The organism is Acidobacteriota bacterium, assembly GCA_039683095.1.
In the GTDB taxonomy this organism is placed as follows: domain Bacteria; phylum Acidobacteriota; class Aminicenantia; order Aminicenantales; family Saccharicenantaceae; genus RBG-16-66-30.
In genome coordinates this window covers 1-14332 of sequence record JBDKSB010000010.1, presented here as the reverse complement: position 1 = coordinate 14332, position 14332 = coordinate 1, and the positions used below count along the sequence as shown (strand labels likewise).

The 14332-nt window shown below is 67.1% G+C and carries 10 protein-coding genes and 1 tRNA gene; 5 read left to right on the top strand and 6 right to left on the bottom strand.

The annotated features are described in order from the left end of the window. Nucleotides 1-193: 193 nt before the first annotated feature. From argS to ABFD52_06485, 5 genes are read left to right on the top strand one after another with little or no spacing between them, the layout of a single operon-like run. Nucleotides 194-2128 (top strand): arginine--tRNA ligase, encoded by a 1935-nt coding sequence (gene argS, locus ABFD52_06505; GenBank protein ID MEN6560405.1) that lies wholly within the window; start codon nucleotides 194-196, stop codon nucleotides 2126-2128. A 52-nt stretch (nucleotides 2129-2180) separates the two neighbouring features. Then, complete coding sequence (locus ABFD52_06500; GenBank protein MEN6560404.1) at nucleotides 2181-3104, top strand: ABC transporter ATP-binding protein; 924 nt, start codon at nucleotides 2181-2183, stop codon at nucleotides 3102-3104. After that, a complete protein-coding gene (locus ABFD52_06495; GenBank protein MEN6560403.1) occupies nucleotides 3101-3868 on the top strand; it encodes an ABC transporter permease subunit in 768 nt (255 codons plus the stop codon). Before ABFD52_06500 ends, ABFD52_06495 begins: the two co-directional genes overlap by 4 nt. A gap of 3 nt (nucleotides 3869-3871) precedes the next feature. Continuing rightward, nucleotides 3872-5473, top strand: a complete 1602-nt coding sequence (locus tag ABFD52_06490; protein ID MEN6560402.1) for a GldG family protein — start codon at nucleotides 3872-3874, stop codon at nucleotides 5471-5473. After that, nucleotides 5470-6843: a DUF4340 domain-containing protein gene (locus ABFD52_06485; GenBank protein MEN6560401.1), complete on the top strand. Its 1374-nt coding sequence runs from the start codon at nucleotides 5470-5472 to the stop codon at nucleotides 6841-6843. Before ABFD52_06490 ends, ABFD52_06485 begins: the two co-directional genes overlap by 4 nt. On the opposite strand, the gene ABFD52_06480 is transcribed toward ABFD52_06485, so the two are convergent. The 6 genes from ABFD52_06480 to ABFD52_06455 form a co-directional block, all read right to left on the bottom strand. Further along, entirely contained in the window at nucleotides 6840-8018 is a 1179-nt protein-coding gene (locus ABFD52_06480; GenBank protein ID MEN6560400.1) for an FprA family A-type flavoprotein, read from the bottom strand. The genes ABFD52_06485 and ABFD52_06480 overlap by 4 nt on opposite strands. A 126-nt stretch (nucleotides 8019-8144) precedes the next feature. Continuing rightward, nucleotides 8145-8609, bottom strand: coding sequence for a GNAT family N-acetyltransferase (locus ABFD52_06475; GenBank protein ID MEN6560399.1), 465 nt, complete (start codon nucleotides 8607-8609; stop codon nucleotides 8145-8147). 25 nt (nucleotides 8610-8634) lie between these two features. Then, nucleotides 8635-9216 (bottom strand): hypothetical protein, encoded by a 582-nt coding sequence (locus ABFD52_06470; GenBank protein ID MEN6560398.1) that lies wholly within the window; start codon nucleotides 9214-9216, stop codon nucleotides 8635-8637. 11 nt (nucleotides 9217-9227) lie between these two features. Next, nucleotides 9228-10745, bottom strand: coding sequence for a DUF1846 domain-containing protein (locus tag ABFD52_06465; GenBank protein ID MEN6560397.1), 1518 nt, complete (start codon nucleotides 10743-10745; stop codon nucleotides 9228-9230). After that, the gene (locus tag ABFD52_06460) at nucleotides 10742-13891 is read right to left on the bottom strand and encodes a glycosyl hydrolase (GenBank protein MEN6560396.1); all 3150 of its coding nucleotides are present in this window, start codon (nucleotides 13889-13891) and stop codon (nucleotides 10742-10744) included. The genes ABFD52_06465 and ABFD52_06460 overlap by 4 nt, the downstream gene beginning before the upstream one ends. Before the next feature lie 157 nt (nucleotides 13892-14048). Further along, nucleotides 14049-14142: transfer RNA gene (locus tag ABFD52_06455), tRNA-Ser, on the bottom strand. Nucleotides 14143-14332 lie beyond the last annotated feature (190 nt).

The window sequence follows — 14332 nt, the reverse complement described above, 5'->3', positions numbered from 1 at the left end:
GGATGCGGCGAGTCGCGTTAGCCGCCCGGGCGGTGCGAGGCCGGGAGTTCGCCGCCCGAAGGGGACCGCCCTCTTCGTCCGGCTAATCAAAGCGCGGTCCCCGAAGCGACCTGTGGTCATGATCCGGGCCGGAGGAAGGGAAGCTCAGGAACGAAGGACCATTTTCATCGGCTTTTTGCTATAATGGCCGACAATGATCGCCTTCAAAGCCCGTTTAAAAGTCGCGATCTGCGAGCGGCTGAAGACCGTTTTCCCGGTCACCCTGGCGGATCTCGACATGACCCCGACCCCCGACCCGAAGATGGGCGACCTGGCCCTCAACTTCCCCTTCCAGCTGGCAAAGAAGCTCCGGAAGGCGCCCCGGGCCATCGCCCAGGAGGCCGCTCCCCTGCTGGCCGCGATCCCCGGCGTGGCCGGGGCCGAGGTGGCCGGCGGCGGCTTTCTCAATATCCGGCTCGACAAGGCGGCCGTCCTGGCCGAGACCCTGCGCATAGCCGGCCGGACCGATCTCGCGCCGGAAGAGGGCAAGATCGTCATCGAGCATACGAACATCAACCCCAACAAGGCCGCCCACATCGGCCATCTGCGCAACGCCTGCCTCGGCGACACACTGGCCCGCTCCCTCCGCTTCAAGGGAGAGACGGTCGAGGTCCAGAATTATATCGACGACACCGGCGTCCAGGTCGTCGACGTCGTCTTCGGCTTCATGGAGCTCGAAATTAGGTCCGTCGCGGACCTGGAGGCCCTGCCGGGCAAGTTCGATTACTACTGCTGGGACCTCTACGCCCGGGTCTCGGCCTATCTGGCCGAACACCCCGAGGCCCAGGCCCGCAAGTCCGAGATCACGAAGAAGATCGAGCACGGCCAGGACCCCGAATACGGCTTGTCCCGCTATATCTCGCGGCGCATCGTCCGGGCCCACCTGGCGACCATGGCCCGGCTGGGCATCTCTTACGACGTCCTCCCCTGCGAGAGCACGATCCTGCACCTGAAGTTCTGGGACAAGGCCTTCGAGCTGCTCAAGGAGCGGCGGGCCATCTATCTCGCCGCGGAGGGCGAGAACAAGGGCTGCTGGGTCATGCGCCTCGAGGAGGACGAGGAACGGGAAAAGGTCATCGTCCGCTCCGATGGCACCGTGACCTATGTCGGCAAGGACATCGCCTATCAGCTCTGGAAGTTCGGCCTGCTCGGCCGCGACTTCTATTATGAGCCCTTTGCCGTCGAGGACGGCCGGACCCTCTGGATCTCGACGGCCGCGCCTTCGGCCGACAGCCCGGGCTTCGGCCGGGCGACCAAGGTCTACAACGTCATCGACACCCGCCAGTCCTATCTCCAGAAGGTCGTTGTCCAGGGGCTGCGGGCACTGAAATACGAGGCCCAGGCGGCCAAGTCCATCCATTTCTCCTACGAGATGGTGGCCCTGTCGCCGAAAAGCCTGGGCGAGCTGGGCTACGCCGCTTCGGACGAAGAGAAGGAGAGGTCCTTCCTCGAGGTCTCGGGCCGCAAGGGCCTCGGGGTCAAGGCCGACGACCTGCTCGACCGGCTCGGGGCCAAGGCCCTGGCCGAGATCGAGAAGCGCGACCCGGACCGGCCCGACGCCGACCGGCGCAAGGCCGCCAGGGACATCGCCACGGGGGCCCTGCGCTATTTCATGCTCAAGTACGCCCGCAACTCGCTCATAATCTTCGATTTCGAGGAGGCGCTGAGCTTCGAGGGCGAGACCGGTCCCTACCTCCAATACACGGCCGTCCGGCTCGCCGGCATCTTCCGCAAGCTCAAGGAGCGCTTCGGCGTCGGCCAGGCCGACATCGTCCCGCCCGTGGGCGCGCCGCTCATCCCGGCCGGCCTGTCCGAGGCCGAGTCGGCCGATTTCTGGGACCTCATCCTGACGGCCGCCTCGCTCGAGGAGGAGGTCCTCCGCTCCGTCGCCGCCCTGGAGTTCGCCCATCTGGCCAAGTTCGCCTTCCTCCTCTGCCAGAAGCTAAACGGCTACTATCACAAATACCCCGTTCTGGCCGAAGGGAACCTCGAGATCAGGTCGTTCCGCCTGCTCGTCCTGAAGGCGGCCAGGGAGCAGCTCCGCTCCGCCCTGGGGCTCATGGGCATCCCGGAGCCGGAACGCATGTGACGCAACCCCTCCCGCCCGTTGGAGGTTATAAAACCTTATAGCGGAGGCAAACATGATCGAAGTCCGGGAGCTCACCAAGAGATACGGTGAGCACGTCGCCGTCAGCGGCCTGACTTTCAAGGTCGAGGCCGGCCGGATCTGGGGCCTGCTCGGCCCGAACGGAGCCGGCAAGACGACGACGATGCGCATCCTGACCGGCTACCTGCCGGCCACGTCCGGCCGGGCCACGGTGGCCGGGTTCGACGTTTTCGACAAGCCCGACGACGTCAAGCGGTCGATCGGCTACCTGCCCGAGATCGTCCCCCTTTACCAGGACATGACCGTCGCCGGCTATCTGGCCTTCGTGGCCGAGATCAAGCAGGTCCCCAAGGCCGGGCGCAGGGCCGCGGTCGCCCGGGCCCTCGAAGCGGCCGGCCTGAAGGACACCGGCGGCCGGCTGATCAAGAACATCTCCCGGGGCTACAAGCAGCGGGTCGGCATCGCCCAGGCCATGATCCACGATCCCCAGGTCCTCGTCCTCGACGAGCCGACGATCGGCCTCGATCCGGCCCAGATCCGGGAGATCCGCGAGCTCATCCGCGGCCTGCGGGGCGAGCACACGATCCTCCTGTCGACCCACATCCTGCCCGAGGTCACCCAGGTCTGCGACGGCGTCGTCATCATCGACCAGGGCCGGCTGATGGCCTCGGGCTCGCTCGAGGAGCTGGCCGCCTCCTTCGAGAAGAGCGACGGCGTCCTCGTCCGGCTCCGCCGCGGCGGGGCCGAGGAAGCGGCCCTGTTCCGCGGCCTGCCCGGCGTCGACCGGGTCGCGATCGAAGGCGACGAGATCCGGATCGAGTGGGGCCGCGGCCGCGACCTGCGCGACGACGTAGCCCGCCTGGCCCTCGATAAAGGGCTGGGGATCAAGGAGATGCGCTCGGTGGCCGGCATCGAGGACCTCTACATGAAGATCGTCGCGGGAGGGCTCGAGCAATGAAGAACATCGGATCGCTCGTCAGGAAGGAGCTGCGGGCCTACTTCAGCTCGCCCGTGGCCTACGTCGTCATCTCCGGCTTCCTGCTGCTGGTGGGCTATTTCTATTACAGCCTGATCACCTGGTTCAACTCGGCGGCGATGCAGATGGCCCAGAACCCCTACTACGCCCAGCAGGTCAACATCAACGAGATGGTCTTCTCGCCGCTGTTCCACAACATGACCATCCTCCTCGTCTTCGTCGCCCCGCTCCTGACCATGCGCCTGCTGGCCGAGGAGAAGAAGACCGGCACGGACGAGCTGCTCTTCACCTCGCCCCTGTCGGTCGGCGAGATCGTCCTGGGCAAGTACCTGGCCGCGTTGATCATGTGGGCCCTCATGCTCGGGCTGACCGCCCTGCTCTCCGTCTTCGCCTTCGTCTACGGCAATCCCGAGCTGGCCCCCTGGCTGACCGGCTATCTCGGCCTGTTCCTGCTCGGGGCGCTGTTCCTGGCCATCGGCCTGTTCTTCTCGTCGCTCACCGAAAACCAGATCGTGGCCGCGTTCCTTACGATCGTGACGCTGTTCCTGCTCCTGGTCCTGAACTGGGTCACCTCGTCGGGCGGCGGCGGCTGGCGGTCGGTCGTCTCCTACATCTCGTTCTCCGAGCACTTCGAGGACATGACCCGGGGCATCGTGGACACCAAGGACCTCGTCTACTACGCGTCCTTCTCCTTCTTCGGGCTCTTCCTCGCCCACTCGGCCATCCAATCGAGGCGCTGGAGGTAAGCCATGGACGCGCTGAAGAGATCTCTCAACACCGTCGCCGGCGTGCTTGTCGCCGCCGGCCTCATCGGCTGGATCGTCTGGCCGCAGAAGAAGGCGATCGCCCTGGCGGTCGCCGCCCTCGGCCTCGTCGCCCTGGCCCTCTACGTCTACCTTAATCGGGCCGCGCTCGGCCCGAAGCTCTCGCGCAAGTCCCTGCTCTACTCGGGCAACATGATCCTCGTCGTCCTGCTCGTCCTGGCCATCCTCGGCCTGGCCAACTACTTCCTGGCCAAGCACAACCACCGCTGGGACTTCACCAAGGCCAAGGTCCACAGCCTGTCCGGCCAGTCGATCGCCGTGCTCAAGGGCCTCAAGACCGACATCTCGTTCAAGTGCTTCTTCCGCGTCGGCAACTACGACCGGGCGGCCATGGAGGACCTGCTCAAGATCTACGCCTACCACTCGCCGCGTGTCCGCTACGAGTTCATCGACCCCGACAAGAATCCCGCCCTGGTCAAGCGCTACGGCGTCACGCAGGACGGGACGACAGTCCTCGAGGCCGGGAACAAGGAGGGCCGCGTCACCACGACCTCCGAGGAGGACGTGACCAACGCCCTGATCAAGGCCACCCGGGCCCAGAAGAAGGTCATCTACTTCCTCGAAGGCCACGGCGAGGGCTCGATCGAGGCCACCGACGAGGGCGGCTTCTCGACGGCCAAGGCCGAGCTGGAGAAACTCGGCTATGAGGTCAGGAAGCAGGCCCTGGCCCTGGCCGACCGCTTCCCCGCCGATTGCGCCCTGCTCGTCGTCGCCGGCCCCCAGAAGGACCTCCTGCCGAACGAGTACGAGACCATCCGGACCTATCTCCGGAACGGCGGCCGGGCCCTGGTCCTGGTCGACCCGGAGACCGCGACGCTCCTGCCGATCTTCCTCGCCGACTACGGCGTCAAGCTCGAGAACGACGTCGTCGTGGACAAGGTCTCCCGGCTCCTCGGCGGAGACTATTTCATCCCCATCGTCAGCGAATACGACGCCTCCCACCCGATCACGGCCAAGTTCCCCTATCCGATATTCCTGCCGCTGGCCCGGTCCGTCGACGCCGCCGAAACGAAACCCGACGGGGCGGCCCTGACGGTCCTGGCCAAGACCAGCCAGAACGCCTACGCCAAGATCGATTTCCTTCTCAAGCCGAAGATGACCCTCGACGACATCGCTTACGCGGCCGGCAAGGACCGGCCCGGGCCGATCAACGTGGCCCTGGCCGGGACCTATAAGTTCCCGGCCGCGCCGGCCGCCGCGCCGGAAGCCAAGCCCGGCCAGCCCGCCCCGGCCGTCAAGCCCGGGGGGAAAGAGACGGAGGCCCGCCTGGTCGTCATGGGCGATTCGGACTTCGCCAAGAACGGCTATTACGGGATGAGCGGCAACGGCAACTTCTTCCTCAACGCGGCCAACTGGCTGACGGAGGAAGCCGACCTGATCGCCATCCAGCCCAAGACCCAGACGCCGCGGACGATCCAGCTGACGCCCTCGCAGGGCCGGCTGATCTTCCTGGTCAGCATCGTCATCCTGCCGCTCGTCGTCCTGCTCCTGGGCATCTCCGTCTGGGTCCGGAGGAGGTCGCTGTGAAATTCCGGACGACCCTGATCCTCCTCGCCGCCGGCCTCGGCCTGCTGGCCGTCGTGCTTTATTTCGACTCGCGGGGGGCCCGGACGAAAGCGGCCCAGGAGAAGACCAACACCCTGATCGACCTGAAGGCCGCCGACGTCCGCAAGACCGCCCTGGTCCGCGGCGGCGAGACGATCGCCTTCGAGCGCGACGAAGGCGGGCCCTGGCGGATGACCGCGCCCCTTCAGGCGGCCGCCGACGACGCCGAGGTCAACGGCCTGGTCGATCCGCTGGCCTCGCTCCGCATCGAGCGGGTGGTCGAGAAGGAGGCCGGGGACCTCTCGGCCTACGAGATCCCAAGGACCGAGGTCTCGCTCTGGGTCAAGGGCCGGGAGGCGCCGGTCAAGCTCCTTGTCGGCATGGAGAACCCGCTCGACCAGACGCTCTTCGCCAAGCGGGCCGATGATCCGCGGGTCGTCCTGATCTCGTCGTCGCTCAAGGCGGCGCTCGACAAGAAGGTCTTCGATTTTCGCCTGAAGGACGTCTTCAGGTTCGCGGCGGCCGAGGTCAAGGCCATCCGGGTCAAGGCCGGGGACGTCGCCTGGCGGGCGGTCCGCGAAGAGGCCGGCTGGTCCCTGAAGAGCCCGGTCGCCTCCCTGGCCGCCAGGGGCAAGCTGGATTCGCTCCTGGATTCCCTGTCTGGACTCCGGGCCAAGGCCTTCGTCGCCGAGGCCAGGACGCCGGCCGGTCTCAAGGAATTCGGCCTGGACAATCCCGAATACGAGGTCGCCTTGTCCCTGCCGGCCTCGAACCAGGAGATCGTCTTCGCCCTGCACAAGGCCGGCGAAAACTTCTACGCCACGACCTCGCAATCGACCAAGATCGTCACCTTCGAAGGCACGCTCCTGGCCGACCTCGACCGCAAGGTCGACGAGCTCAGGGAAAAGAAGGTCGCCGACTTCTATTCCTGGGACGCGGACCGGGTCTCCCTGAAGCGCGGCGGCGTCGAGATCGCGGCGGTCAAGGAGACGGCCGGCAACGCGGACAAGTGGGTGCTCGAAGGACCGGCCAGGGAAGAAGCCGACCGGACCAGGATCGAGGAATTCCTCCGCAAGATCGAGGGGCTCGAAGCCGCCTCGTTCATCGACGCACCCGGCCCGCCGGCCTCCTACGGGCTCGAACCCGGCGCCGAGATCCGCATCCGGACCAGGGATTATCAGGGCAAGGAGAAGGAGACCGTCCTGCTGGTCGGCAGCGAGGACACGGCCGGGAAGGCGGTCACGGTCAAGAGCCCGGGGCTCGGCTATCTTTTCCGGGTCGATCCCGCCTTCCTCCAGGCCTGGCCCAAGGAAGCCAAGGACTGGAAGGCGGCGCCGGCCCGGCCCGCCTAGAATAGGCCCGCCTCCCTGTGCTTGGCGGCGATGACCGCCGCCAGGGCGTCGAGTGCCTCCTCGTCAGCCGGCTTCGGCAGCCCCCTGGCGATGACCGGGGGGAGGATCTCGACCTTGAGATTGGGCATGGCCCCCTTGACCAAGTCGACCATGCGGCCGGCCCAGCCGTAACTTCCGATGATCGAGGCGAACCGCACCTTCGGCCGCAGGACGTTGGCCAGGATGACGGCGTTGAAGACGACCGGGTGCGGACCGACGTGCATGGTCGGGGCGGCCACGACGATCGTGGCCGCGTCGACCAGGGCCATGGCCAGCTGGCCGATGTCGGCCGTGGCCATGTCGAAAGGATGGACTGCGATCCCCCGCTCGACCAGGGCGGCGACCAGCCGCTCGACCATGATGCCGGTCGAGCCGTGCATGGTCGTCCAGGGGATGACGACGCTGTTGTGGGGCTTGTCGTCGGTCCAGTCGCGATAGGCCGCGATGATGGAGGCGGGATCGCGATGGACGGGGCCGTGGCTCGGGGCGATCAACGCGATGTCGAGGCCCTTGATCTTGTCCAGGTTCTTTTGGACGATCTTGCGGAACGGCATCATGATCTCGGCGTAGTAGCGCTTGGCCTCGGCCAGGACGGCCTCGGCCCCATCCACGGAGAGATCGGTCCGGGCGATGTGGGAGCCGAACCAGTCGCAGCTGAAGAGGACCCGGTCCTCCTCGAGCCAGGTCGACATCGTTTCGGGCCAGTGGACCCACGGCGTGTAAATGAAGCGCAGGGTCTTGCCGCCAAGATCGAGCCGCTCGCCGTCGGCCACGGCGCGGATCAGGGCCGGGTCGAGACCCAGGTGGTCGGCCAGCATGGCCCTGGCCGGCTCGGACGCCAGGACCTGGGCGCCGGGATAGCGCTCGAGGACCCGGGGAATGCCGCCGGAGTGGTCCTGCTCGGTGTGGTTGGAGACGATGTAGTCGATCTTGGGGACGTCCTCGAGATAGGCCTCGAGGACATGGAGCTTGGCCGGATCGACCGCGTCCATGAGGACGGTCTTGTCCCGGCCCCGGACGAGGTAGGAATTGTAGCTCGTCCCGTCGGGCAGGGGGATAAGGCCGTCGAAAAGCCGCCGGTCGAAATCGGGCGCGCCGACATAATGGACGCCGGGAAGGATCTCTCGGGGTTTCATCATCAACTCCTCGGTTATATCAATTCCGAGTCATTTTATAGTATTTCTTCTTAAAATCAAAGTCCCTTGTCCCTTTTTCAGGGTCCCTCTCGCGGGTTCTTCGACGGATCCCTCTCCCCGGCTCGGCTAGACGCCGGGGAACTTGCGCTTGGTGAAGTAGACGACGTCGGGACGCTTCGTGTAGCCGAACGCCTCGAACACGGCCATCGAGACGGCGTTGTCCTCCTCGATGAGGCAGGCCAGGATGCCCAGGCCCTGGGCCTCGAGCCAGTCCTCGGCCGCCCGGACGAGCCGGGCGCCTATCCCCTGCCGCCGCCGCGAGGCGTCCACGGCCACCCGGTTGATCCAGCCCTTGCGGCCGTCGTGCGTGGCCAGCACGGTGCCGACCACGGGCCCGCCCCCGGCCTCCTCGGCCACCAGGAACCGGACGTTGGCCAGGCCGATCTGGACGGCGATCTCGTCCCGGCTGTCGCGCCCCTGGGGCTTCAGCGGCAGGCCGCCCTGCCTCCAGAGTTCCATGACGCGGTCGTAGTCCCCGATCCGGAACTCCCGGATGACGGGATCCCCGCGCCGTGATCCGCTCTTTTCCATCTCTTCCTCCGTCCCCGCCGCCGGATCAGCGGACGAACAGGACAAAGATGCCGATGACCACGACCGAGGCCGCGAGCCCGGTGGCCACCGCCGCCGGCCAGGATTTCTTGTGGATGGTCCGGGCCGCCCGGATGAACCTCCAGGCGGCGAACAGCCCGGCCGCCGCGTAGACGGCCAGGAAAAGCGTTTGCGGCAGGCCGGGTTTGGACAGGATGTCCACCCACTCGGCCTGGCCCATGCCTAAAACGGCGAAGCCGGCCTGGACCGCAGCAGGCGCCCAGGCCAGGAGGAGCGGCCAGCCCATGGCCCGGGAGGCCCGGACCAGGACGTCGCTCCGGTGGCAGCCCTTGGTCCCGAGGGCCAGCAGCACGCCGGAGGCCAGGATCCAGGCCGCGTAGAAGAGCGGCAGGACGAACAGTATCTGCCAGGCGTAGTAGTTGTCGGCGCCGATCCCGGCTATGATCGGCGCGTCCGGCACGTCCCCGGCCAGGGCCAGCCCGGCCGAAGAGAGCGCGTAGGCCAGGCCGACGAGGCCGAGAAAGAGCGCGGCGCTCCGCAGGGGATGGCGCTTCTTGAAGGTTCTCGTCATGGTCTTCACGTCCGGCATCCGCGCCTCCCTCAGGTCATCAGGAGACGATTGCTGGCGAAGTTGGGGTCGGTCGTCAGGTTGATGCCGAACCGCCGCAGCCCCGCGTCGTCCCCCGGGGTCGGGATATGCGTGATGTGGACCTCCGAGTCCCGCAGCTCCTTCATCTTCTCCAGGGCCAGGTGGGCCATGGGATTGGTGGCCGCGTTGATGGCCAGGCAGGTCAGGACCTCGGACAGGTCGAGGCTGACGCTCTTGGCCCCGAAGACGCTGCTCTTGAGCGCGGCCACGGATTCGATGATGTTCGGCGAGAGCAGCGGGATCTGGTCCGGGATCCCGGCCAGGGCCTTGACGGCGTTGAGGACGAGGGCCGAGGCGGCGTGCATGAGCGGCGAGTTCTTGCCGGTGACGATCGCGCCGTCCCCGAGCTCCATGGCCGCGCCGACGAAGACGCCCTTGTTGCCCTTGCCCGTGGTCCTGGCCTCCTCGGCCGCCCTCCTGGCGGCGACGACGACCGGCCTGTCCTCGACCCTGACCGCCAGCTCCTTCATCAGCAGCTCTGCCCGCTGGACGGTCTCCTTCTCGACGAAGCCCAGGGCGTACTCGCAGGAGTAGCGGAAGTAGCGCCGGATGAGCTCCTGCTTGGCCGCCTCGCGGACGACGGCGTCGTCGGTGATGCCGAAGCCGGCGGCATTGCAGCCCATGTCGGTCGGCGACTTGTAGAAGGACGGGCCGCCGGTGATCTTCTCCAGGATGCGCTTGAGGACGGGAAAGACCTCGACGTCGCGGTTGTAGTTGACGGCGACGGCGCTGTAGGCCTCGAGGTGGAAGGGGTCGACCAGGTTGAAGTCGCAGAGGTCGGCCGTGGCCGCCTCGTAGGCGACGTTGACGGGATGCTTGAGGGGCAGGTTCCAGATGGGGAAGGTTTCGAACTTGGCGTAGCCAGAGGCCAGGCCGCGCCGGTACTCGTGGTACAGCTGGGACAGGCAGGTAGCCAGCTTGCCGCTGCCGGGGCCCGGCCCCGTGACGATGACCAGCGGCCGCTCGGTCTCGATGTAGTCGTTCGCGCCGTAGCCCTCGTCGCTGACAATGACGTCGACGTCGGTCGGATAGCCCTTGGTGAAGCGATGGGTGTAGACGCGGATGCCCTGGCGCTCGAGCTTGTTCTTGAAGACCCGGGCCGAGGGCTGGTTGTCGAACCGGGTGATGACCACGGCCCGGATCCCGATGCCCCACTCGCGCAGGTCGTCGATGAGCTTCATGGCGTCGACATCGTAGGTGTGGCCGAAGTCGGCCCGCATCTTCTTCCGTTCGATGTCACCGGCGAAGATGCAGAGCAGGACGTCGGCCTGGCTCCGCAGTTCCTGAAGCAGCTTCATCTTGACGTTGGGGTCGTAGCCGGGCAGGACCCGGGCCGCGTGGTAGTCGAAGAAGAGCTTGCCGCCGAACTCCAGGTAGAGCTTGTTCGGGAACCGGGCCATCCGTTCGAGGATGGCCTTCTGCTGCTTCTCGAGGTAGGAAGCGTTGTCGAAGCCGACGGCGTGGTTCATCTCGTGCCTTTCATGATCATGAAATCGTCGAAGAGGCCGTAGCCGACCGAGGAATATCCGGAGCCCGGGGGAAGCCCGCCCTTGGCTCCCTGCTGGAAGGAGCCGGGCCAGGCCCGGCCGAGCGGCGGGTCGTTATGGAACGGGCCCAGGGTGTTCCGGAGCGTGCCGTAGACGACCACGGAAACCTCGTTCCGGCCGGGGGCCAGGGCGTCCGTCAAGTCGACTTCGCAGGGCGGGAACGCGGCCGTGCCGGCCCTCTTTCCGCCGACATAGACCTCGGCGGTGGCGCCGAGCCAGGCGCCGAGGCGAAGCCGGTAGGCGGTCCCGGGCGCCGCCTGCGGGACGTCGAAGGTCCTGGCGTAGCGGACCCCCGCTCCGTAGAACGGCCAGCCCTGGGCGTTCCAGGCCCCGGCCGCGAGCGGCGCGGCCGGCCGCATCTCGAAGCCCCGGGCCGCGGCCGCCAGGCGGAAGCCGCCGAGCAGGTAGACCGGCTCGAGCTCGCTGTGGATCGTGAAGGGGCGCGACTTGATGGTGATCTTGTTCTTCCCCGAGACCACGTGGGCGCCGACGGGGAAGACGGCGAAAGCCCGGTCGAGCCACCACTTCCCCGGCGCGGCCTGGACCTCCTTGTCGTTGATGAAGACGCGGAAGAGGCCCGGATGCTGCTCCTCGACGACGGCCTCGAGGTCGGCGAAGTCCGTGGCGTCATCCTTGACGGCCCGGAACCAGAACGCCGCCTCGAAGCCCGAGCCGGCCGGGAACCTGTCGCGGTCAACGATGTTCGTCTTGTACTGGACGGCGCTGTCCCAGGGATCGCGGTCGAGGCCGTGGGCCTGGAAGGCCTTCTTCTGGGCGTCATAGAAATAGAGGTCCTTCTCGGTCTTGCCGGCCACGGTGAGGTCGCAGTAGTCGAGGGTCAGGACGTTCGGCGACAGCGCCTGCACGGCCAGAGGGCCCTCGGCGGGGAGGTCTTCCCAAGCGGGGGCCGGCCGGGCGGCAGGCGGCTTGGCCCGTTCGTCCCTGACGCAGAGAAGGAGGCTCCCCGCCGGCGGCAGGGAGAACGAGGCTTCGACCTTGCCGCCGCGGCGTTCGAAGGGATAGGGCTCGGCCTTTCCGGAGAACGGGTCCCACGTCTCGACCGAGCCGCCGGCCAAGGTCATGGTCCCGGCCGCGGCGGCCTCCGGCTCCGTGTTGGCCAGGAAGACCAGCCGGCCGCCGGCGAACTCGCGGCGCTGGTGGAAGAGCCTGATCCCCGCCGGGAGGCCCTTGAAGGCTATGGCGGGCGGGCTCATCTCGCGGAGCCGGTCGAACCCTCCGCCAGGGCCGATGTCGCGCCAGCGGTCGCCGAACGAGGCCTGGAGATCGCGCAGGTCCTCGGTCGCCAGGCCGTCGACGTAGTCGGGCGGCGCGACCCAGGACAGGATCTGGCCGTCGCGGATGAGGTAATCGCGAAGCAGGCCGACGGTCGTGTTCTCGAGGTTGCGCAGGCCCGGGGGCAGGATGACCAGGCTGTAGGACCGGGCCCCGACCACCAGACGCTTGTGGGCCGTCGCGCCGAACTCCTCGAGCGTCTTCTCGCTGACCAGGTCGTACTCGACGTGCTCGGACTCGAGGAGATGGACGAAGGCCTGGAAATCGTCCCCGACGGCCTTGAGATCGGGCGATTCGGCGGCCGGCGAATAGAGCATCCAGGCCGTCGTCGTCGGCTCGATGACCGCGATCCTGTTGACCTGCTGGCCCAGGCTCATGGCCACGGACAGCCGGCCGAAATAGTCGGCCAGGGTGTTGTATTGCTCCCACCAGGGCTCGTGATCGGAGAACGAGAGCGGGTGGTCGCGCTTGCGGGCCCCCACGATCGTGGCGTAGGACAGGTGCTGGTTGAGGAAGTTGACTCCAAGGGCGTACTCCCAGTCGCCGATCCTCTTCTGGTCGGCGAAGGTCAGGTCCCAGCCGCTGGCTCCGTAAGTCTCGGACATGGTCCGCTCGCGGCCGCGCTGGTTGGCCGAGCTGCGGATCTCGCGGACGGCCCGGGCGTTGCCGAATTGGGCGCCCACGGCGGCCGAGTATTCGTTCATCAGGACGTCGATGCCGGGCATGTGGGCGTAGGCGGCCATGGCCAGGTTGTCCGGCGAGACGCGCGGCCGCGGCCACTCGTGCTCCCAGTAATGCCCGGTGAAGACGAGCTTGTTGGCCGTGGCGTAGGCGTAGTACGTCTTGGCCCAGTTCTCCAGGAAGAGGTCGAGGAGCGTGGCGTAGAAATCATGCCGGACGCGCCTCCAGTTCCCGGACCGCTCGAAGAGCGAGACCAGGTTCGGGCGGAGGTCGTAGCCCCAGCGCGTCAGGAACGTCTGGAACAGGGCCGGCGTGAAGTTGACGGCCCCGCTGCCGCCGGCCGGGCCGATCTCGGCCTCGTCCTGGAAGACGCCGGGCACGGTCAGCCCGAACTCCTTGCCGATGACCCGCTTGTAGCCGTTGAGGGTCAGGTCGAGGAACTTCTCGGTGACGTCCTTTCGCAGGATGTCGACGTAGGTGAAGCCGCCGTGCCACGGAGACGGGTCGGCGCGGACGACGTCGAAGACGAAGTACTTGGCGGCGTCGCCCGGCGGGAAGGCCCTGCCGCTGACGTCCTCGAGGCCCGTCAGGGTCTGGCGCAGGACGACCAGCGGCGCCTGATCGAGCTTCCGGGGCGGCCCGTCGAAGGTCCGCATCCTCAGGCCGGAGCGGGCGGCGTCGGGCATGGCCGCGGGCACGTGGCCGCCGGCGAAGCCCGAGGGATAGGAATTCTCGTCGTAGATCCAGATCTTCAGGCCAAGGCGCTTGCCCTCCTCGACGGCGAAAGCGCAGAGCGAGAACCATTCGTCGGAGAGATAGGTCGTGATCAGGCCGGGCCGCGGGTGGATGAAGGCGCCGCCGATGCCCCGGGCCTTGAAGCCCTCGAGCTGGCGCGTGATCTCCTCCCGGGTCATGACGCCGTTCCAGACCCAGAGCGGGGCGCTGCGATATTCGGCGGGCGGATCGGCGAAGGCCGCCTTGAGGGTCTCGTAGGACGGGCCCTGGGGCTTTGCCGCGCAGGCGGCGCCGAGAACGGCAAGGCCCAGGGCGAGGACGACGAGCGGCGGGGCCGGAAAACGGCGGTTCATGGTCATGAGTTGTGCCTTTCTGTCTCCGTCGGGAATGCCGGGGGCGGGCCGGAGAGCATCGAAGAACAGGGACATTCGTCCTCAAATCTAGGGGAACGGGGGGCCAAAGTCAAGCCGCTTCGGGCGGGGTTAAACGGCGGCCCGGAACGGGAGGAAGGGGGAATGGCGGAGAGGGCGGGATTCGAACCCGCGGCCCCGGTTTGAGCCAGGGCAAACGCTTAGCAGGCGTTCCTGATCGACCACTCCAGCACCTCTCCGCGGTCGGGGAACCGGGTTATTCTAGCATGAGAGCCGGGAGAATGCCAACCTTCCGACGGGCCTGTCAAGCCAACATGAATACTTCCGGTTTCTACCAACGTGAATACTTCCGCTTTTCTCATCGGCAGGCACGTTCCAGGTAACTGTTGTGATGAAGTTGAGGCTCCCACCTCCGCCAGGGGTGGTTAG

Coding starts and splice junctions, on each gene's coding strand:
- ABFD52_06490 (MEN6560402.1), top strand. CDS start 3,872: ATGGACGCGCTGAAGAGATCTCTCAACACCGTCGCCGGCGTGCTTGTC.
- argS (MEN6560405.1), top strand. CDS start 194: ATGATCGCCTTCAAAGCCCGTTTAAAAGTCGCGATCTGCGAGCGGCTG.
- ABFD52_06475 (MEN6560399.1), bottom strand. CDS start 8,609: ATGGAAAAGAGCGGATCACGGCGCGGGGATCCCGTCATCCGGGAGTTC.
- ABFD52_06480 (MEN6560400.1), bottom strand. CDS start 8,018: ATGAAACCCCGAGAGATCCTTCCCGGCGTCCATTATGTCGGCGCGCCC.
- ABFD52_06460 (MEN6560396.1), bottom strand. CDS start 13,891: ATGACCATGAACCGCCGTTTTCCGGCCCCGCCGCTCGTCGTCCTCGCC.
- ABFD52_06500 (MEN6560404.1), top strand. CDS start 2,181: ATGATCGAAGTCCGGGAGCTCACCAAGAGATACGGTGAGCACGTCGCC.
- ABFD52_06465 (MEN6560397.1), bottom strand. CDS start 10,745: ATGAACCACGCCGTCGGCTTCGACAACGCTTCCTACCTCGAGAAGCAG.
- ABFD52_06470 (MEN6560398.1), bottom strand. CDS start 9,216: ATGCCGGACGTGAAGACCATGACGAGAACCTTCAAGAAGCGCCATCCC.
- ABFD52_06495 (MEN6560403.1), top strand. CDS start 3,101: ATGAAGAACATCGGATCGCTCGTCAGGAAGGAGCTGCGGGCCTACTTC.